The 21,188-nt window shown below is 75.6% G+C and carries 11 protein-coding genes; 9 read left to right on the top strand and 2 right to left on the bottom strand.

Going from position 1 to position 21,188, the window contains the following annotated elements; all coding sequences use genetic code 11:
• Positions 1-175: 175 nt before the first annotated feature.
• Genes ACH4F2_RS34360 through ACH4F2_RS34345 form a run of 4 tightly spaced genes read left to right on the top strand, consistent with a single transcriptional unit; the run spans position 176 to position 13,857 of the window.
• A complete protein-coding gene (locus ACH4F2_RS34360) occupies positions 176-9,571 on the top strand; it encodes an SDR family NAD(P)-dependent oxidoreductase (protein WP_398136639.1) in 9,396 nt (3,131 codons plus the stop codon).
• A 34-nt stretch (positions 9,572-9,605) separates the two neighbouring features.
• A complete protein-coding gene (locus ACH4F2_RS34355; protein WP_398136638.1) occupies positions 9,606-12,026 on the top strand; it encodes a beta-ketoacyl synthase N-terminal-like domain-containing protein in 2,421 nt (806 codons plus the stop codon).
• Complete coding sequence (locus ACH4F2_RS34350; RefSeq protein ID WP_398136637.1) at positions 12,023-12,805, top strand: thioesterase II family protein; 783 nt, start codon at positions 12,023-12,025, stop codon at positions 12,803-12,805. Before ACH4F2_RS34355 ends, ACH4F2_RS34350 begins: the two co-directional genes overlap by 4 nt.
• Positions 12,806-12,819: 14 nt before the next feature.
• Positions 12,820-13,857, top strand: a complete 1,038-nt coding sequence (locus ACH4F2_RS34345) for a ketoacyl-ACP synthase III family protein (RefSeq protein ID WP_398136636.1) — start codon at positions 12,820-12,822, stop codon at positions 13,855-13,857.
• 7 nt (positions 13,858-13,864) lie between these two features.
• On the opposite strand, the gene ACH4F2_RS34340 is transcribed toward ACH4F2_RS34345, so the two are convergent.
• Both ACH4F2_RS34340 and ACH4F2_RS34335 read right to left on the bottom strand, forming a co-directional pair.
• Positions 13,865-14,206 carry a YrdB family protein gene (locus ACH4F2_RS34340; protein ID WP_398136635.1) on the bottom strand — a complete coding sequence of 114 codons (342 nt, stop codon included), beginning with the start codon at positions 14,204-14,206 and terminating at the stop codon, positions 13,865-13,867.
• A 76-nt stretch (positions 14,207-14,282) separates the two neighbouring features.
• Positions 14,283-15,086 carry a BTAD domain-containing putative transcriptional regulator gene (locus ACH4F2_RS34335; RefSeq protein WP_398136634.1) on the bottom strand — a complete coding sequence of 268 codons (804 nt, stop codon included), beginning with the start codon at positions 15,084-15,086 and terminating at the stop codon, positions 14,283-14,285.
• 288 nt (positions 15,087-15,374) lie between these two features.
• Here ACH4F2_RS34335 and ACH4F2_RS34330 point away from each other — a divergent pair, with 288 nt between their 5' ends.
• The 5 genes from ACH4F2_RS34330 to ACH4F2_RS34310 all read left to right on the top strand — a co-directional run.
• Positions 15,375-17,297, top strand: a complete 1,923-nt coding sequence (locus ACH4F2_RS34330) for an HAD-IIIC family phosphatase (RefSeq protein WP_398136633.1) — start codon at positions 15,375-15,377, stop codon at positions 17,295-17,297.
• Positions 17,294-17,521, top strand: coding sequence for an acyl carrier protein (locus ACH4F2_RS34325; protein WP_398136632.1), 228 nt, complete (start codon positions 17,294-17,296; stop codon positions 17,519-17,521). Before ACH4F2_RS34330 ends, ACH4F2_RS34325 begins: the two co-directional genes overlap by 4 nt.
• A 20-nt stretch (positions 17,522-17,541) precedes the next feature.
• A complete protein-coding gene (locus tag ACH4F2_RS34320; protein WP_398136631.1) occupies positions 17,542-19,047 on the top strand; it encodes an MFS transporter in 1,506 nt (501 codons plus the stop codon).
• A gap of 536 nt (positions 19,048-19,583) precedes the next feature.
• The gene (locus tag ACH4F2_RS34315; protein WP_398136630.1) at positions 19,584-20,534 is read left to right on the top strand and encodes a hypothetical protein; all 951 of its coding nucleotides are present in this window, start codon (positions 19,584-19,586) and stop codon (positions 20,532-20,534) included.
• A gap of 31 nt (positions 20,535-20,565) precedes the next feature.
• On the top strand, positions 20,566-21,188 hold a 623-nt coding region (locus tag ACH4F2_RS34310; RefSeq protein WP_398136629.1), incomplete at its 3' end, for a thiamine pyrophosphate-dependent enzyme.

The raw sequence follows: 21,188 nt of genomic DNA, 5'->3' as shown, positions 1-21,188 counted from the left end.
GGCGGGGGCGGCCCCCCCCCCCCCCCGGCCCCCCCCGGGGGGTCGTCGGGGCCCCCCCCCCCCCCCCCCCCCCCCCCCGGGGGGGGGGGGGCCGGCCCCCCCCCCCCCCCCCCCCCCCCCCGGCCCCGCCTTGGCTCAGCCGCCAGCAACGACTGCCGATCGCGAGGGACTTCTTGTGACCAGCACACCGACCCATGGGGCCCCGGCCGGCCGGCAGTCCGGCGCCGGACGCCCCACCGCCACACCGCTCAGCCGGGCGATGGACACCATCAAGAAGCTGCGCGCGGAGCTGGACGAGGCGAAGGCCCGGCCGGCCGACGACGCCGGCCCGCTGGCCGTGGTCGGCGTCGGGCTCCGGCTGCCCGGTGGCATCGCCGACCTCGACGGCTACTGGGATGCCCTCGCCGAGGGCCGTGACCTGGTCCGTCCGATGCCCGAGCACCGCAAGGAGCCCTTCACCGACGAGTGGGACGCCCTCCCGCACCGCGGTGGCCACCTCGACGACGTACTCGGCTTCGACGCCGCCTTCTTCGGCGTCAGCCCGCGTGAGGCCCGCAGCCTCGACCCGCAGCACCGACTGCTGCTCGAAGTGGCCTGGGAGGCACTGGAGGACGCGGCGCTGCCGCCGCGCGCCCTCGCCGAGAGCGGACGGCGCACCGGGCTGTACGTGGGCGTGACCGGCCAGGACTACCGCGACTGGCAGCCCGCGGGGCAGGAGGACGCCTACTGGCTGACCGGCAACGGACACTGCTTCGCGGCCGGGCGGATCGCCTACACCCTGGGCCTGATGGGTCCGGCGGTCGCCGTGGACACCGCCTGCTCGTCCTCCCTGACCGCGGTCCACCTCGCCGGCCAGGCGCTGCGCCGCGGCGAGTGCGACGTGGCCCTCGCGGGCGGCGTCAACCTCATCCTGTCGCCCCGCTCGACCCGGCTGATCCAGCAGACCAACTCACTGGCCCCGGACGGCCTGTGCAAGACCTTCGACGCGCGGGCCAACGGTTTCACCCGCGGTGAGGGATGCGGTGTCGTCGTCCTGAAGCGGCTCGCCGACGCCCGGCGCGACGGCGACCGCGTGCACGCCGTGGTCCGCGGCAGCGCCGTCAACCAGGACGGCCGTTCCTCGGGCTTCACCGCGCCCAACGTCCGGGCGCAGATCTCCCTGATCCGGGCCGCCCTGGACGACGCCGGACTGAGCCCGGCGGAGATCGGCGCCGTCGAGGCGCACGGCACCGGCACCGCGCTCGGTGACCCCATCGAGGTCGAGGCGATCGTCGCCGCCCTGGACCGGTCCGCGGGCGGCCCCCCGCTGCGCATCGGCTCGGTGAAGACCGGCCTGGGCCACCTGGAGGCGGCCTCCGGCATCGCGGGACTCATCCGCGGCGTGCTGTCGGTCCAGCGGCGCCTTCTCCCGCCGGTCGTGCACCTGAGCACCCTCAACCCCCGCATCCAGCTCGACGGCACCGGCATCGAGTTCCCCCGCGAGGTGCTGCCCTGGGAGGCCGGCGACAGCGGGCCGGGCAGCTGCCTGGGCGTCAGCTCGTTCGGCATGAGCGGCACCAACGCCCACGTCGTCCTCGGTGCGCCGACGGAGCGGGAGCGGACACCGGCCGCGTCCGGCACCGGCCCGGTGGCCGGCTTCGAGGTCTCCGCCCGCACCGAGGACGCGCTGCGCGCCTTGGCGGGCCTGCTGGCCGGCCGTCTGGCGGAGCTGCCCGCCGAGGAGTACGCCGCGTTCGCCTACACCGTCACCCACGGCCGGGCCCGCCACGGGGTGCGCGCCCTGGTCACCGCCGAGGACCCCCGGGCCGCGCTGTCGGCCCTGCGCGAGCTCGCCGCGGGCGGCACGCCGGAGGCGGTACGGCTGACCGACGCCGCGCCGGACGCGCCGGCGGATCCGGCCACGGCCGCACTGCCGCGCGCGGTCACCAGCCTGCCGGCCTACCCGTGGGAGCGGGTGCGGTACGCGCCCGCCCGGGACGCGGACGCGGGCAGCGGTACGGCCACCCGACCCACCGGAAACACGGACGCGGGACAGGCCGCCACGGGCACCCGTACCCCCCACGTCACCGGCGAGGCCGGGGCCGACGGTCCGCGGACGGCGCTCCCCGCTCTCCGCGTCGCCTGGACCCCGTACACCTCGCCCGCCGCCACGGACACCCCCGACGCCCCGGACTCCGCCGTGGACCGTCCGCTTCTCGTCGCCGGTGACGACACCGCGCTGGTGGCCCTGCTCGCCGAGGCCGCGCGGGCCGGCGGCGGCCGCCCCGTGGAGGTACTGGAGACGCTGCCCGACTCCGCCGAGCGGTGGGCCGGGGTCCGGGCCGAGCACCCCGGGGACCTGCTCCTCGCGCTCGCGGCGGCGCCGCTGCCCGGCGCGCCGGACGAACCCGCGCCCACCCGGCACGCCGCCGCCCTGGCCGCCGCCGCGACCGCAGCCGTGCGCGCACTGCCCGACGGCCCCGGCCGCGTCCACCTCGTCACGGCCGGCGTGCGGCAGGTGACCGGGGACGACGCGATCGCCGCGGGCGACCACGGAGTGCTGCACGGACTCGCCCCGGTACTCGCCCTGGAGTACCCCCGCGTGTGGGGCGGCATCGTGGACCTTCCGGCCGACCGCGGCCCCGAGGACGCGTCGGCCGCGCTGAGCGCGATCACGGCCCAGGACTCCGAGGACCTCCTCGCCGTCCGCGCCGGCCGGGTCTACGCGGCCCGGCTGCGCCCGGTCGAGGAAACGCCGCAGCCGCTGTCGGTGCGCTCCGACGGAACGTATCTGCTGAGCGGTGGCCTGGGTGCGATCGGCCGCGTGGTCGCCCGCGACCTGGCCGCCCGCGGCGCCGGCCACCTCGTCCTGCTCGGCCGCCGCGCCCAGGAGGACCTGCCCGCCGAGGCGGCGGACCTGCTCGCCGAGCTGGCCGCGTCCGGCACCCCGGCGACGTACCTGCGGGCCGACGTCGGCGACGGTCCGGAGGTGGCCGCCGCCCTGGGTTCGCTCGACGCCATGCCCCCGCTGCGCGGGGTGGTGCACGCCGCCGGCGCCATCGAGCGGCTGCCGCTCGCGGACGCCGGCGAGGAGGCCTTCGCGACGGCGCTGCACGGCAAGTTCACCGGAGCGCACTGGCTGCGGCTGCTGACGGACGACCGGCCGCTGGACTTCTTCGTGCAGCTGTCCTCCGTCTCCGCCGTCTGGGGCACCAGCGGCTACGGCGCCTACGCGGCCGCCAACGGCGCCCTGGACACGGTGGCGGAACGGGCCGCCGCGTCGGGACGGCCGGCCGGCAGCGTCGCCTTCGGCCCCTGGGACCTGGACGGCATGGCCGGCTCCGAGGCCCGGACGCAGCTCGCCCGGATGGGCGTGCGCCCGGTCACCGCGGCCCAGGGCAGTGCCGCCCTCGCCGTGGCCGGTCCGCACGGTGCCCATCTCGTCGCCTGCGACCTGGACACCGACCGCTTCACGGCCGTCATGAACGCCGTACGCCCGCGGCCCCTGTTCGACCTGCTGGCCCAGCCGTCCGCACCCGCCGCCGGTGCCGACGCCGACGCCGGTGCCGGGGAGACGCCCGCCGCGCCCCGCGACGCGCTGCGTGCCGCACCCGGGCACCGGCGGCCCGCGCTGGTGGCCGCGCACGTCCGCGAGGTGCTGGCCGAGATCCTCGGCCACGACGACCCGGCCGCGCTGCCGGAGCGGACCGGGTTCCTGGATCTCGGCCTGGACTCGATCATGGCCGTCGACGCATCGGCCCGGCTGACGGAGGTGCTCGGCCTGGACGTCGGCATCGGCGACATCTTCGGCCACCCCTCCCTGGAGCGGCTGACCGCCGAGCTGACCGGCCGCCTGTCGGACGCCCCCGCCACACCCGCGCCGCGCCGCACTCCGGCCGCCCGCCACGCGACCGCCACCACACCCGCCACCACGACGACCGGCACCACCGCGGCCGTCACCACCGCGACCGGCGACTTCACGACCGGCGACCTCACGACCGGCGACCTCACGACGGCCCCTCCCGTCACAGCCGCCGGAACCGCGGGCGCCCAGGGACCTGCCCCGGCCGCCGCCGCGCCGGAACCCGTCGCCATCGTCGGCATGGCCGGCCGCTTCCCCGGCGCCGACTCCGTCGAGGACTTCTGGTCGCTGCTCGAGGAGGGCCGCGACGGGGTGGGCCCGGTGCCCGCCGACCGCTGGGACGCGGAGAGCCTCGGCACCCCCGCCCGGGGCGGCTTCCTCGGCGACATCCGCCGCTTCGACGCCGCGTTCTTCGACATCCCCGCCCGGGAGGCGGAGAGCCTCGACCCGCAGCAGCGCCTGCTGCTCGAAGCGGCCTGGCACGCACTGGAGGACGCGGCCTGCGCTCCTTCCGCACTCGCGGGCAGCCGTACCGGCGTGTTCGTCGGCATCTCCAACTCGGACTACGCCCGTGTCATGGAGAGCGGCGGAGCCGACGCGCTGGACGCCTACTTCCCCACCGGTACCGCGCTGAACGCCGCGGCCGGACGCATCGCGTACTACCTCGGTCTGCACGGCCCCGCGCTCGCGGTCGACACCGCCTGCTCGTCGTCGCTGGTCGCCCTGCACCTCGCGGTGCGCTCGCTGCGCTCCGGCGAGAGCGACCGGGCCCTGGCCGGCGGCGTCAACGTCATCGCGGCACCCACCTGCTCGGTGGCCGTCTCCCGTGCCCACATGCTGTCGCCCGAGGGCCGCTGCAAGACCTTCGACGCCTCCGCCGACGGTTTCGTGCGCGCCGAGGGCGTCGGGGTCCTGGTGCTGCGCCGCCTCAGCGACGCGCTGCGCGACGGGGACCGCGTGCTGGCGGTCGTCCACGGCACCGCCGTCAACCAGGACGGAGCCTCCTCCGGGTTCACCGCGCCCAACGGCACCGCGCAGCGCCGGGTGATCCGCGAGGCGCTCGCCGACGCCGGCGTCGAGGGCGCCGACATCGACTACCTGGAGGCGCACGGCACGGGCACCTCGCTCGGCGACCCGATCGAGGTGGAGGCCGCCTGGGACGTACTGGGCCCCGGCCGCCGGCCCGGCGAGCCGCTGCTGATCGGCTCGGTCAAGAGCAACATCGGCCACTGCGAGTCGGCCTCCGGCATGGCCTCCCTGGTCAAGTCGGTGCTCGCCCTGCACCACGGGCGGATCCCGGCCGGGCTGCACTTCAGCACGCCCAATCCGCACGTGCCGTGGCGCGACATGAACGTCCGGGTCGTCGACGGGCGGGTCTCCTGGACGCCGGGCGACCGCCCCCGCCTGGCCGGCGTCTCCGGTTTCGGCTTCTCCGGCACCAACGCGCACGTCGTCCTCGGCGAGGCACCCGCACCCGCACCCGCCCCCGCCCCCGCCGCGAGCGCCGTGCGGAGCACGCCGGGCACGGGCGCGCTGCTGCTGCCGCTGTCCGCGCCCGACGCGGCCGGCCTGGAACGGGTGACCGCCGCCTGGGAAGAGGCACTGGAACACACGGACGAGGAGCTGCTGCCCGACCTCGTCGCCGTCGCCGCGGCCGGCCGCGCCCACCTGCCCGTGCGCCGGGCCGTACTGGGCACCGGACGCGAGAAGCTGCTGTCCGCGCTGCGTACGGCGGGCGCGCCCGGCACGGCGGCCACGCGTGCGCCCCGAGTGGCCTTCCTGTTCTCCGGACAGGGCGCCCAGTACTTCGGGATGGGCCGCGAACTCTACGAGAGCGAGCCGGTGTTCGCGGCGGTCATCGACGACTGCGACCGCGTCCTCACCCCGTACCTGGGCGACTCACTGCTCAACCTGGTCTTCTACGGCGACGACCCGCAGGCCGTGAACCAGACCCGGATCACCCAGCCCGCCCTGGTGGCGCTGGAGCTGGCCCTGGCCGCGCTGTGGGAGTCGTGGGGCGTGCGGGCCGCCGCCGTGATGGGGCACAGCGTCGGCGAGGTCGCCGCCGCCGTGCACGCCGGGGTGCTCGGCCGCGAGGACGGCCTGGTCCTGATAGCCCACCGCGCCCGGCTGATGCAGTCGACCGAGCCCGGCGGCATGCTGTCCGTCTCCGGCGCCCCGGACACCGTCGCGGCCTGGGCCGCGGAGGCCGGTGTGGACGTGGCCGCCGTCAACGGGCCCGAGTCGGTCGTGGTGGCCGGACCGAAGGACCTGCTGGACGCGTTCGCCGCACGGCTGACGGAGCGGGGGGTGCGCAGCAGGGCGCTGACCGTCTCGCACGCCTTCCACTCCCGGCTGATGGACCCGGTGCTCGCGGAGTTCGAGACCGCCGTCGCCCCGCTCGCCTTCGGCGCGCCGCGCATCCCGGTGATCGCCAACGTCACGGGCGCCGAGGCGGCCGACGACACCTACGACGCGGGCTACTTCGTGCGGCACGTCCGGCAGCCGGTGCGTTTCCACGAGGGCGCCCGCGCCCTCACCGAGCTGGATGTCGACGTCCTGCTGGAGGTCGGACCCGACCGGACCCTGGTCAACCTGGTGCGGGCCGCCGGACTCACCCCGGCCGGCGGGGGCGTGCCCTCGCTGCGCCGCGGCGGCGTGGACCGCACCCAGCTGCTCGGCGCCGCGGCGCACCTCTACGAGCAGGGCCAGGACCTGGACCTCGCGCGGATCACGGGCCGCCCCGCGGGCCGCGCCGCCGCACCGCGCTACCCCTTCGCGGACACCTCGTACTGGACCGCTGCCGCCGCCCCCGCCGCGCTCGCGCCGGCCGGCGCGCCGCGTCCCGGGCACGGGCGCCACTGGGGTGCGGAGCTGAAGTCGCCCGCCCTGTCCGGACGCGCCTTCTCCTTCGCCCGCAGTGCCTCGTTCCCGGCCTACCTCACCGACCACCGCCTCTACGGCACCGTCGTCACACCGGCCGCCTCCCACCTGGGCACCGTGCTGTCGGCCCTCGGCGGTGACGGCTCGCCCGTCGTCGTACGGGACCTGATCTGCCCGCGGGCGCTCGTCATCAAGGACGGCGAGGAGTACGAGGTGCAGATCACCGTCGACCGGCCGGGCGCCGACGGCAGCGCCGAGCTGTCCGTGCAGAGCCTCGTCGACCCCGAGCGCGGCGTCTGGCAGCGGCACATCGGCGGACGCTGCGCCACCCCCGCCGTCGAGGAGACGCACCGGCCCCGCCCGGACGACCGCGCCCGCTTCATGGCCGCCGCCGAGCGGCACCTGACCCGGGACGACTTCTACGACTACTTCCGCTCCCTGGGCTACACCCTGGGCCCGTCCTTCCGCTGGATCGACGAGGTGTGGATCCGCGGCGAGCAGGCGCTGGTCCGCTACCGGATGCCGGAACTGCCCGACGACCCGGCCGACTACGAGCTGTACCCCGGGCTGATCGACTCCTGCTTCCAGAGCATCGCCGTGTTCCTGGTCGACGAGGGCGCCGCCGAGGCACCGTCCCTGGCCATCCCGTTCGCCGCGCGGGAGCTCTCCTTCCACGGCCGGCCGGCGACCGGCGGCGAACTGTGGGGCGAGGTGCGGGTGCTGCGCGCCGAACCGCTGGCCAACGACCGGCTGCGGGTGGAGACCGCGGACCTGCACCTGTACGCGGTCGACCCGGCCACCGGCGGCGAGCACAGCGTCTTCCGGGCCGACGAGTTCCGCATCCGGCACGCCTCGCGCGCCGTCCTGGAGGCCGGTCTGCGCGGGGACGGCCTGGTCCGCACCCTGGACTGGGTGCCGCTGCCGCAGGAGTCGGCCGCGCCGCTCACCGCTCCGGTCCCGGTCGCCCTGCTCGGCGACGCCGGCGACACCCACGCCCTGGTCGCCGCGCTGGAGGCCGCCGGCCACCAGGTGTCGGTGCACTGCGACGGCCTCCCGGACGGCCCGGACCGTGCGGACGCGGGGCTCGTGGTGGACGCCCGCTGGCTGGCACCGCGCCCGTCCGCTGCCGGGGCCGGGGCCGGGGCCGGGGCCGGGGCCGCCACGGGCGACGCTCCCGACGCGGGGACGGACACGGGCGACGCTCCCGACGCCGGGGCAGCACTGAGCGCGGTCCGTGCGCTCGCCGCCACCCTGCGCGCGCTGCCGCCGGAGCTGCCCTACGTGCTGCTCGCCGACGGCGACGCCGTGCGCGCGCCGCTGCGGGAGGCCCTGTTCGGCTTGCTGAACTCCGTCGAGGCGGAGCAGACCGAGCGCCGCCTGACCCGGCTGCGGCTGGACGCGGGCTGGCGGGCCGAGGGGGTCGCCGCGCTGCTCGGCGGCCTGCCCGACGAGACCCGGCTCGCGCTCTCGGACTCCGGTGTCCGCGTCGCCCGCCTGGTCGACGTACCCGCCCAGCCGGCCGCCCGCGAGCGGGCCGGGGGCGCGCTGATCACCGGCGGTCTCGGCGCGCTGGGCCTGGCCGTGGCCGCCGCGCACGCCGCCCGCGGCGGCGACCGCGTCACGCTGATGGCCCGGTCCGCGCCCGGCGCGGTCGAGCAGGGGGTGATCGACTCGCTCACGGCGGCCGGGGTCCGTATGTCCCTGGTGCGGGGCGACGTCACCGACCCGGCCGACGTGGCGCGGGCCGTGGCCGCCGCCACCGCCGACGGCCCGCTGGGCACGGTGTACCACCTGGCCGGCGTCAACGCGGACGGTGCCTTCCCGTCCCTGACGGACGCCTCCTACGAGAAGGTCTTCCACGCCAAGGCGGTGGGCGCCGACGTCCTCGCCGACGCGGTCGCCGGCCACGATCCGCGGGCGGTGGTGCTGTTCTCGTCCGTCTCCTCGGTGCTCGGCTCCGCGGGGCAGGCCAACTACGCGGCCGCCAACGGCTACCTGGACGGCCTGACCGAGGCGTTGCGCGAGCGGGGGCTGCCCGCCGTCGGCGTCAACTGGGGCCCGTGGGTGCCGGAGGCCAAGGGCGGCATGGCCGCGGCGGCGGCCGTCGAGCGGGCGGCGCAGCGGGTGGGCATCCGGCCGCTGACCGACGCCGACGCGGCGCTGCCGCTGGCGCTCGCCGCCGAGGGCACGCAGGCCCGCCTGGTCGTGGCCGCCCTGGACCCGGCCCGCTACGCCGGCCAGGCCGCTGGGCATCCGCGCGCCGCGCTGGTCGCCGCGCTGACGGAACCGGTGGCCGCGCCCCGGGCCGCACGCGGCGAGGGCGAGCCCGACGGCTGGCTGCGGGACCGGCTCGCGGCGTCCGGCGCCGACGACGCCGAGCGCGTGCTGCGGGACGCCGTGCGCTCCCTGGTCGCCCGGATGCTCGGCTCCGACGACGGTCTGCCCGAGGACGGCTCTGCCGACGCGGAGGGCTTCTCGCAGCTCGGTCTCGACTCCATCATGGCGATCGACCTGCGGGCCGCCCTGGCCCAGGCCATGGGCCGGGACCTGCCCGCCACCATCGCCATCGACCATCCGAGCGTGCTCGCGATGAGCGGCTTCCTCGCCGCGTCCGGTCCCGCCCGCACCGGCCCCTCCCCCACCGCGTCCGGCCGTCCGGCGTCCGGACCGGCCCCGGCCCTCGCTCCCGCGGCGGCCGTGGCGGCCCCGGACCCCTCCGGCGCCCGCCTCCCCTCCGCCGATTCCCTCCCCTCCCCCGACTCCCTTCCCACCGCCGGCCCCCTCGAGGGCCTCTCCCTCGACGAGCTGCTCCGGGCCGTCACCGACGACCTCGCCCAGGACCAGTGAGCAGGCGATGACCACCGAGCGCAGGAGCAGTGAGATGTCCGAAGCACCAGTGAATCCCGAAGAACTGCGGCGGGTGATCGAGGACCAGCTGAGGCTGTCCCGCCGGCTCAAGGAGCGGCTGGCGGCGGCCGAGGCCCGCGCGCACGCGCCCGTGGCCGTGGTCGGCACGGCGATGCGGCTGCCCGGCGGCGTCGACACCCCGCGCGCCTACCGCGACTTCCTGTACGCCGACGACCCGGACTTCCGGGCCCTCGTCCCGATACCCGAGGACCGCCCCTCGCTGCGGGCGGTCCACCACCCCGAGCGCGGCACCGCCGGCCGGTCCTACGTCGACCGGGCCGGGTTCCTCGACGACATCGCTTCCTTCGACGCCGCCTTCTTCGGCATCTCGCAGCGCGAGGCCGAGACGATGGACCCCCAGCAGCGGCTGCTGCTGGAGGTTTCGTGGGAGGCGCTGGAGCGGGCCGGCGTCGCGGCGCGCCGCCAGGACCGGCTGCCGATCGGCGTGTTCGTCGGCGTGATGGCCTCCGAGTACGGCCGGCGTTTCGTCGGTGACGGCGACTACAGCCGTATCGACCCGTACCACAGCACCGGGAGCGGGCACTGCTTCCTGGCCGGCCGGATCTCCTACGCGCTGGGCCTGTCGGGTCCCGCGCTGAGCATCGACACCGCCTGCTCCTCCGCGCTGGTGGCCGTGCACCAGGCGGTGCGGGCGCTGCGCGGCGGTGACTGCCGCTACGCGCTGGCCGGCGGATCCAACCTGATCCTGGGCGCGGACCTGATGGTGGCGCTGTGCCAGGGCGAGGCCCTGTCGGCCGGCGGCCGGTCGCGTACCTTCCTGGCGGACGCCGACGGCTACGGCCGCGGCGAGGGCGTCGGCATGATGACGCTGATGCGCCTGGACGACGCCGTCGCGGAGGGCCGCCAGGTGCACGCGGTGATCCGCGGCACCGCCGTCAACCACGACGGGGCGTCCTCCGGGTTCACCGTGCCCAGCGGGCCCGCGCAGCAGGAGGTGGTCCGCGCGGCCCTCGCCGACGCCCGCACCGAGCCGTCCGCCGTCGGCTACGTCGAGGCGCACGGCACCGGCACCGCGCTCGGCGACCCGATCGAGGTCGGCGCCCTGGACGCGGTGGTGGGCACCGGCAGCGGGACGCGTGGGGAGCCGGTCGTGCTCGGCAGTGTGAAGGCCCGCATCGGGCATCTGGAGGCGGCGGCCGGAATCGCCGGGCTGCTGAAGCTGGTCGTCCTGCTGGGCGAGGAGCGCGTCCCGGCGAGCGTGCAGCAGGGCGACGGCCGGCTGAACTCCCTCATCCCCTGGGAGCAGATCGGTGTGGAGGTGCCCCGCGGTCCGGTGCCGTGGCCCGCGCGGGACGGCGGGCGCGTGGCCGGCGTCAGTGCCTTCGGGCTGTCCGGCACCAACGCGCACGCCGTGCTCACGGCGCCCGCCCCGCGGGCGGCCGGCGGTCCGGCGCCCGCGCCGGGCCACCCGGAGCTGCTGACGCTGTCCGCCAAGGACCCGGCGGCGCTCGCCGAGCTGACCGACCGGGTGCGCACCGCGCTCGCCGGGCAGGACGCGGCCGGGGTGGCCGCGCTGTGCCACACCCTGCGCGCCGGACGGGTCCACTTCGGGCACCGGCTCGCCGTCGTGGGCACCGACGCCGGGGAACTGGCCGCGGCCCTCACCGCCGTACGGCGCGGCGTCACCGTCCCGGCCGTCGACCGGGTCACGTTCAGCTCCTGCCCCGGGTCCGACGAAGTACTGGAGCGGGCGCTCGCCGTGCTGGCCGGCGCCCACCCCCGGCTGGCCGCCGCCGCCACGGGCTCCGCGGCCCCCGCGGCCCGGCTCGGCGGGGTCCTGGCCGCGCTGGGCGTACGGACGTCCGCGGCACCGGCCCGGGAGACGGCGCACGGACCGGTGGCCTACCTGACGGCCGCCGGGGAGACGCTGCCGCTGGTCACGGACGACCCTCAGGCCGCCCCCCGGCTGCTGGCCGCCGCCCTGGCCGCGCTCTTCCACTCGGGCGCCGACCTGCGCCTGGAGCTGCTGGCCGCGCCCGGCGCCCGGTTCACCGAGGCACCCACCTACCCGTTCCAGCGCAAGCGGTTCTGGGTCGAGGAGACCGCGCCTGCCCGGGCGGACGGGGCCGCCGCGGCCGTGGAGACCGCCGCGCCGCCCGGTCCCCGGCCGGTACCCCGCGACCCGGCGGAGATCAGCGCCTACCTCGCCTCCGAACTGGCCGCCGTCCTCAAGGCGGACTGCCTGCTGCCTCCCGAGACGCCGTTCTGCGAGGTCGGCGGCGACTCCTTCACCGCGATGCTGCTCACCAAGAGCGTCGAGCAGCGCTACGGGGTGGAACTGCCCACGCTCGACTGCCCGGTGGAGATGCCGGTCGGTGACCTGCTGGTGTACCTGGGCGACCAGGTGAGCGCCGCCACCGGAGGGGCCCGATGAACAGCCGTGCCCGCGTCTTCCACCGTCCGCGTCCGGTCGACGCGCCCGCCGTCCGGGTGGTCGGTTTCCATCACGCGGGCGGCTCGGCGGCCGTCTACCGGCCGCTGGTCCAGTGCCTGCCGGACGACTGGGACCTGCTGCTGCTCGACCTGCCCGGCCGGGGCCGGCGGGCCGGGCAGCCGGCCCTGGACGACATGACCGACGTGGTCGCCACCGCCGTCGCGGACGTCCTGCCCTGGGTCGACGGCACCCCGCTCGCCCTGTTCGGGCACAGCATGGGCGCCGTCGTGGCGCTGGAGACGGCACGGTCCCTGGAGGGCCTGGGCAGTGCCCCGCTGTGGACGGGCGTGTCGGGGCGCGTCGCCCCGCACTTCGAACGCCCCGGCGCCGTCCCGCTCAGCACCCTCGACGACGACGACCTGCTGCGGGTCCTGCTCGGCCTGGGCGGGATGCCGGAACGGGTCACCGAGTCCGCCGACTTCATCGACCGGTTCCTGCGCACCGTGCGCGCCGACCTGACCGCGGTCGACAACTACCGTCCGGCCGCGAGCCGTTCGCCGATGAGTTCGCCGCTGAGCGTGTTCGGCGGCACCCAGGACGCCTGGGCTCCTCCGGCGGCCATGCACCTGTGGCGTCGGGAGACCTCCTCCCGTTTCGCGCAGAAGTTCTTCCCCGGCGGCCACTTCTACTTCCTGAACGACCGCTTCCCCGCCCTCACCGACCAGCTGGTCCGGCAGATCACGACCTGCCGGCACGACTCCGCGCCCCAGGTGGCGTAGGAGAGGAGAGCACGATGCGTTGGGACAACGTGTACGTCGCCGGGCTCGGCGCTCACCTGCCCGAGCGGGTGGAGACCGCCGACGAGGCGGTCGCCGCGGGCCGCTACGACGCCGAGGAGGCCCGGGCCAACGGCATCCGCGCGGTGCGCGTGGCCCGCCCCGACGAGCCGGGCCCGGTGATGGCCGCGGCCGCCGGCCGGCAGGCGGTGACCCGGGCCGGACTGCCCGCCGACCGCTACGGCATGGTGCTGCACGCCTGCGTCGGCCACCAGGGCCAGGACTTCTGGACCCCGGTCAACTACGTGCAGAGCGAGGCGGTCGGCGGCACCGGCCTGACCGTGGAGATCCGCCAGGGCTCCAACGGGGGCCTGGCCGCCGTGGAGCTCGCCGCCTCCCACCTCGCCGCGCGCAGCATGCCGCAGGCCGCCCTGGTGACCACCGGCGACGCCTTCCGCATGCCGTACTTCGACCGCTGGGCGAGCGACAGCCAGTCGGTGTACGGCGACGGGGCCGGCGCGATGGTCCTGTCCAACCGGGGCGGGTTCGCCCGGCTGCGCTCCACCGCCAGCTGCTCCGACTCCTCGCTGGAGCCCATCTACCGCGGGACGGACGGCTGGACCGACGGCCCCTTCCACGACGGCAGGCCGGTCGATCTGCGCAGCCGCAAGAGCGACTACCTGCTCCGGGAGGAGGGCGGCTACGACCGGGTCATCCAGCAGATGACGAAGAACGCCTCCCAGGTCCTGCAGGAGGCGCTCGACGACGCCGACGCGAAGCTGTCGGACGCCCGGTTCTTCGTGCACTCCAACATCGCCGAGACGATCGTGGAGTTCTCGTTCCACTCCCTGCTCGGCGTGGACCCGGAGACCACCGTGTACGACTGGGGCCGCGACCTCGGGCACATGGGCGCCGGCGACCAGCTCATCGGCATCAACCACGTCGCCGAGACCCGTGATCCCCGGCCCGGCGACCTGCTGGTCACGATGGGGGTCGGGGTGGGCTTCATGTGGACCGTGGCCGTCCTGGAGTTCCTCCAGACGCCCCGTTGGTGAACGGGCGTCACTGGTTCCACAGCAGCCGCAGCGCCGCGTTGACCACGAAGAGGCCGGCGAAGCCCGCCGCCCAGCCCGGCCTCCCGGAGGCGGCCAGGGCGGCGGCGCCGGCGCCGAACCACAGCACCTCCAGGGCGACCCGCCCGCCCCCGTGCAGCGGGTACGGCGCCTTGGGCGAGCCGAACAGCGCCCACACCGCGATCAGCACGGCCGGCGCGCCGATCCCCAGGGCCAGCTTGACCGGCCACTTGTCGCTGGCGGTGAATCCCCAGAGCGAGGCCGCGGCGTACACCGCGAGTTCCAGCAGGAACATCAGCAGCATGTTGAGGGCCTTCAGGGACGAGAGCATGACGGACTCCTTGTTTCGGCATGGGGGGGTGGGCCGGGCGCGGTGCGGGAGCGGGTGGGGTGAGGGTGGGGGTGGCTCACACGGTGAGGTCGCTGCGGACGGTGAAGCGGTCCAGCTGGGGGTCGGAGACGAGGATCGCCCGCTGCAGTTCCTGCAGCCGCGGCGACGGCGTCACCCCCAGCTCCTCGACCAGGCACTCGCGCAGGGCGGTGAAGGCCTCCAGCGCCCGCCACTGCTGACCGGACCGGTAGAGGGCGATCATGTACTGCGCGCGCAGGTTCTCGTGCATCGGGTGCCGCGCGGTGAGCACCGCCAGTTCACTCAGCAGCGCCTGGTGCCGGCCCAGCGACAGGTCGGCCTCGACCCGCGCCTCGACGGCCATCAGCCGGCTCTCCTCCAGGCGGGTGACCTCCACGCTCAGCCGCATCCCGGCGCACACGTCGACCAGTGCCCGGCCGCGCCACACCGCCAACGCCGAACGCAGCAGCCGCGAGCCGGTCGCCTGGTCCCCGAGGTCCATCGCCCGCCGCCCCGCAGCGGTCATCCGCTCGAAGGCGTGGACGTCCGTCTCCTCGGGCGTGATGTCCAGCAGATAGCCGCCGTAGCGGGTGGTCAGCACGTCCTTGGCGCTGCGCGGCCCGTCGGCGGGCAGGGCGGCCGCGAGCCGCTTGCGCAGCTGCAGGATGTACGTCTGCAGCGTCGTCTGGGCGCTGCGCGGTGGCTCGGTTCCCCACAACTCCTCCATCAGGCTGGCCACCGGGACCACCTGGCCGGCCTGTAGGGCCAGCAGTGCCAGTACCTGACGCGGCTTTCCCGCGGTCGGCAGCAGCGCGACCCCGTTCTCCGTCGCCTCGAAGGAACCCAGGATCTTGATGTCCATGTCGGACGCCTCCCCCACTCACCTGGTCGCATTGATGACTACATGGTTGGTCACCGCGGGGGTCCGGCGGCAGTGCGAGGATCACCGGCCCGCTGTGAAACCCCACTTGTCCGAAGCGTGAAAAACGCATGCGCCCCGCCGGGAGACCTCACGTCCCGGCGGCGGGTGCAGGCCCGTGCGAGCGGGGCTCAAGCGGCGGCCGCCAGCCTGGGCCACGGGCGGGGTGACCGTGCGGACGGTGGCCGCGCACCGGTGCCCCACCGAACGCGGCGAAGTGAGGAGAGAGCATTGACCACGGTATCCAGCCCGGCCACACCCGGAACGCGTCCGTCCCCGCTGGCGGCCCTGCGCACGCTGCGCAGGGAAGGGCAGCTCGCCGCCCGCTACCCGCGGATCGCGCCGCTGCTCGCGGAGCTCGCCGGCACCGGCGCGGAGACGGACCTGCGGCGGGCGGGCTCGGTCCTCGCCCAGCTGGACCGCGACCAGGTCCTGGCTGCCTGGCCGGACACGGAGACCGCGGTGATCGCCGTCACCGGGCATTCCACCCTGGGCGGCCTCGGCGACCCGCTGGCCGCCGAGTTCGGCCGGCACGGCGTGCTGACCGAAGTACGGCCCGGCGACTTCGACGCCTACCAGCGCGACCTGCGGGACACCGGCAGCCCCCTCTACGCCACCGACGTCGATCTCGCCCTGTGCGTGCTCGACCCGCAGGTCCTGCTGGACGAACTGGGCTGCCCCTGGCAGGCGGAGGACCTCGCACGGGCGGTGGGGCGCAAGCTCGCCGAGATCGAACGACTGGCCGGCACTTTCACCACGCACTCCTCGGCGGACCTGGTCCTCAACACGGTGCCGCTGCCGCGCGCGGTCACCCACCAGCTCGTCGACCACGAGTCACGGGCCCGGGCGGGCCTGGCCTGGCGGGACTTCAACAGCGGCCTGCTGCGGCTGTCGCTGGCCGACCCGCGCGTCCACGTCGTCGACCTCGACCCGCTCGTCGCCGCCGGGACCGCGCTCAACGACGCCCGCATGGCGGCGTACGCGAAGGCCGCCCTCGGCGACGACCTGCTGGCCCGGTACGCCCGCGAGGTCGCCCACCTGTCCCGGATGCTGCGCGGCCGGACCAGGAAGGTACTCGTCGTCGACGCCGACAACACCCTGTGGGACGGCGTCCTCGGCGACGACGGCCCGGACGGGATCGCCGCGGCGACCACCTTCCGCGGCGAGGCGTTCGGCACCTTCCAGCGTCTGGTGCGGCAGCTGGGCTCGCAGGGCGTCCTGCTCGCCGTCAGCAGCAAGAACGACCACGACGACCTCGTCCGGGTCGTCCGCGAGCACCCCGACATGGTGCTGCGGGAGGAGGACTTCGCCCGGATCAACGCCAACTGGCGGCCCAAGGACGCCAATCTGGAGGACATCGCCCGCGGGCTCAACCTGGGCGTGGACAGTCTCGTGTTCGTCGACGACTCGCCCTTCGAGTGCGGACTGGTCGCCGCGGGCCTGCCGCAGGTCGCCGTGGTCCGGCTGGACGACGAACCGGCACTGCACGTCGAGAAGCTGCTCGCCGACGGCTGGTTCGACACCGCGCGGCTCACCGACGAGGACCGGGCCCGCGCGGTCCGCTACCGCACCGAGGCGGACCGTGCCGGCCTGCTGGAGAGCGCCGGGTCGCAGGAGGAGTACCTGGGCCGGCTCGGAGTGCGGGTCACCCTCGCCGAGGCGACCTCCGGCGACGTGGACCGGATCGCCCAGCTGTCCCTGCGCACCAACCAGTTCAACCTGACCACGATCCGGCTGCGGGCCGCTGACGTCACCGGACGGCTGGCCGGCCCCGGCCACCTGGTCCTGGTGATCCGCTCGTCCGACCTCTTCGGCGACAACGGCGTCGTCGGCGCGGTCTTCGCCCGGCGCGACGGCGACACACTGTGCGTCGACAACATGCTGCTGTCCTGCCGGGTGTTCGCCCGCGGCATCGAGCAGGCCGCCGTCGCCGCGCTGCTCGGCCACGCCCGGGCGACGGGCGCCGCCCAGGTCACCGCCGCCTACCGGCCGACGGCGAAGAACAGGAACGTCCGTGGGTTCTGGCCCTCCCTGGGCTTCACCACCACCTCCGCCGTGGACGACGAAGTCCGCTTCCGGCACGGCCTGCGGGACCTTCCCGCCGTGCCCGCCCACATCAGCCTCGACTGTGCCCTGGAAGGGTCCCACCGATGACCAAAGAGGAATTCATCCACCTCGTCCGCGACGAGCTCGACCTGCCACTCGGCGTCGACGATCTCGACACCGACTTCGACCGCGTCGTCAGCTGGGACTCCATGCACATGGTCCGCCTCGTCGCCGCCGTCGAGCAGCAGACCGGCAGTCGGGTCCCGGTCGGCAGGCTGCTCGCCGACCGCAGTATGTCCGCCATCTACGAGCGCATCAGCGAAGCCGCCTGAGCCTGGAGGAATGAACCGTCATGAGCATCGACGCGTACGACACGCAGCGCACCGGACCCGCGCCCGTGTCCACCGTCCCCGAGCGTGACACGGGCACCGGCGCGAGCCCGGGCCCGGCCGTCAGGCGCGGGCTGGTCCTCTTTCTCGTCGCCACCGCCCAGCTGATCTGCGTCCTGGACTCGACGATCGCCAACGTGATGCTGCCGGAGCTGCGCGCGGACCTCGGTCTGAGCACCTCCGGCCTGCAGTGGGTCATGAACATCTACGTGGTGCTCTTCGGCGGGCTGATGCTGCTCGGCGGCCGGCTCACCGACGTGTTCGCCCGGCGTTCCGTCCTGGTCGCGGGCCTGCTGCTGTTCACGGCCGGCTCCCTGCTGGCGGCCGTCGCGGAGAGCGGCGGCATGCTGCTGACCGGGCGCGGGCTGCAGGGCGTCGGCGCCGCCGCGCTGTCCCCCGCCGCCCTGTCCATCCTCGTCACCACCTACCCGGAGCCCAAGGAGCGGGCCAAGGCGCTCGGCGTCTGGGGCACCGTGATGGGCGTGGGCGCCAGCCTCGGCACCCTCCTGGGCGGGGCGATCACCGACGTGGACTGGCGGTGGGCGTTCCTGATCAACGTACCGATCGGAGCGGCCCTGCTGATCGCCTGCTTCCTCTGGATCCCGCGCAGCGCCCCGGCCGGGCCCCGGCCGCCGGCGGACGTCGCGGGAGCGGTGACCGGCACCCTGGGCCTGCTGGCCCTCGTCTACGGCATCGTCCGCGCGGGCCACGACGGCTGGAGCGACTCGGTGGCCCTCGTGTCGCTGGGCGCGGCGGCCGTGCTGCTCACCGTGTTCGTGCGGGTGGAGGGCAGGGCCAAGGCGCCGCTGCTGCCGCTGGCGCTGCTGCGCCGCAAGTCCGTCACCTCGGGCACGCTCGCCCAGCTGATCTCGGCCGGCCTGATGCTGCCGTCCTTCTTCATGCTGCCCCAGTACATGCAGGAGGTCCTGGGCTACAGCCCCCTGGAGGTCGGCCTCGCCTACATTCCGACCTGCCTCGCCATGCTCGGCGTCTCCGGTGCCGTCCCGGTACTGATCGCCAAGTACGGCCCCCGGGTCCCGTACATCCTGGGCAACGTGCTGCTGGCCGGCGTGCTGGTCCTGATGGTCGACGCGCCGACCGAGACCGGGTACTGGTCGCTGCTCCTGCCCGTCACGGCCCTGCTGGGCGTCGGGCTGGTCCTGTGCCTGATGACGGCGCCCGTCGTGGGCACGCGGGACGCGACGGAGCAGGACGCGGGCACCACGTCCGCGGTGCTCAACGCGTCCACGGAGATCGGCGGCGCGCTCGCCCTCGCGGTGACGGCCACGGTCGTCGGCTCGCGCCTGGCGGAGCTCACCGCGGAGGGCGTGGACGCGGCCACCGCGTTCACCGAGTCGATCCAGCGCGGCTTCCTGGTGCTGTTCGTGTGGATCGCCGTGAACGTGGCGGTGGGTCTGCTCGGCTTCGGTGGCCGCCCGCGGGACGCGGACGAGCAGAAGTCGTCCTGACACCGGCGTCCGGGCGGGCGGACCCCCCACCGCCCGCCCGGACGCACCCCCTCCTGCCCCCCGACCCGCACCGCTCGTCCCCGCGCCGTAGTCCTCGTCCCGGCCGGCTGCGGCGAGGCGTCCGGGCACCGCGGGACGCCGCGGGCCACGTGGTGCGCGACGCCGTTCATCGCGCCCCGCCTCCCGCGACCTCTCTTCCCGCGCCCCGGCGACCCGCGCTCTCGTTCCCCGTGTCCCGCGCCGGCCCGGGCACCTTCGGGCGCACCCGCACCCGCACCCGCACCCACGTCGCGCTTCCCACGGCCCTTCCAGCCGTGCCGGCCGAGCACTCCGCCGCCGGGGCCCCGGGCCGGGTGCGCCCTCACCACCCACGCCGTGCGCGTCACACCCGTACCGCGTCGCACGGCACCCGTGCGGCACCCCGCACGCACCGACCGCGTCCCGGCCCATCCGCGCCGCACGCCTCGCCCCCTTCAGCCGGAACCGCGACCCCACAGGAACCGCCGCCGCACGAACACGCCCTGGGAGGCAGCCAGATGATCGAACAGCGCACCCGACCGGCCCCGGCCCCGGCGACCACCGCCCCCGGCACGCCCGTCGCTCTCCTCCTGGGCGCCTCCGGCACCTGTGACGGACCGGACGGCACTGCCGCCGTCTCCGCCCTGCTGGAGGCCTGGGCCTGCGGTATCGCCACCCACGTCGTGGACCAGGCGTCCCGGCTCGCCACCCGCGACCGCGAGACGACGCAACTCGCCGACACCTCCTCCGGTCTCGACGTCACCCGCCCCGATCTGTGTGCCGCCTGGGCCCGCGAGCAGTCGGACCGGGGCCGGCGCTTCGACGTCGTGCTGGGTCTGCGCCCCGAGGTGCAGGAGGCCGCCGCGGTGACCGCCGAGGCCCTGGGCCTGCCCGGCAACCGGCCCGACGTGGTCCGCCGGGTGCAGGACGCCGGTGCCTGCCGGGCCGCGCTGGCCGCGGAGGGCTTCCTGGTGGAGGCCACTGCGGAACCGCAGCCGGTGCGCGGGACGCTGGCCGCGGTGGGTGTGTTCACCGCCGGACGGCCCCAGGTCGTCCTGGTCGCCTCCGTCCCGCCGGACGGACCGGTGCGCACGGCCGAGCTGACCGGGCCGGCCTGGGCCGCGGTCGCCGGCGAGGCGTCCACCGCGGTGCGTCGGCTGGGCCTGGAGTTCGGCGTCTTCCGGGTGGATCTGCGGCCGACCGGGCGCGGGCACGTCCTGAACACCGTACGCACGACGCTCGGCGACGACGGCGTACACGCCCTGCTCGGCACGGCCGCGCCCTGGCTGGAGCCCTTCGCCGCCGTGTACGACGACGCCCTGGGCCGCGCCCTGCCCCTGCCGTCCCCGGCCGGGCCGCGCACGGCGGCACCCACCCGGACGCGCCCCGCCGTCGCGCCCGTCCTGGGACTCGCCGGGGACCCCGACGACGCCCGCGAGGAACCGCACCTGTGCCGTGGCATCGACTGAACCGGAACCGACCGGAAACCGGAGAATCCGCATGACAACCGAGCTGGTCCAGCTGATGACGCCCGAGGGCACCCGGGTGACCGACCCCGTCTGGGACCCCTACGTCGCCGATGTCACCCCGGACGACCTGCGCGGCCTGTACCGGGACCTGGTCCGGGCCCGCCGCGTGGACGCGGAGGGCGTGACGTTGCAGCGCCAGGGCGAGCTGGGCCTGTGGCCCTCGCTGCTCGGCCAGGAGGCCGCCCAGGTCGGCTCGGCGCACGCCCTCGCCGACGGCGACCACGTCTTCCCCAGCTACCGGGAGCACGGCGTCGCCCTCTGCCGGTCCCTCGACCCGCTGAGGCTGCTGGCGATGTTCCGCGGTGTGAGCAACGGCGGCTGGGACCCGGCCGACCACGACTTCCACCTGTACACCCTGGTCATCGGTTCGCAGGCGCTGCACGCCACGGGCTACGCGATGGGCGTGGCCAAGGACGGCGCGGACTCCGCCGTGATCGTGTACTTCGGTGACGGCGCGACGAGCCAGGGCGACGTGAGCGAGGCGTTCAACTTCGCGGCCGTGTACAACGCCCCGGTGGTGTTCTTCTGCCAGAACAACCAGTGGGCGATCTCCGAGTCGAACGAGAAGCAGACCCGGGTGCCGCTCTACCAGCG

The organism is Streptomyces sp. NPDC017890 (genome assembly GCF_044328675.1).
Classification (GTDB): domain Bacteria; phylum Actinomycetota; class Actinomycetes; order Streptomycetales; family Streptomycetaceae; genus Streptomyces.
This window is presented reverse-complemented; position numbering and strand designations above follow the sequence as displayed.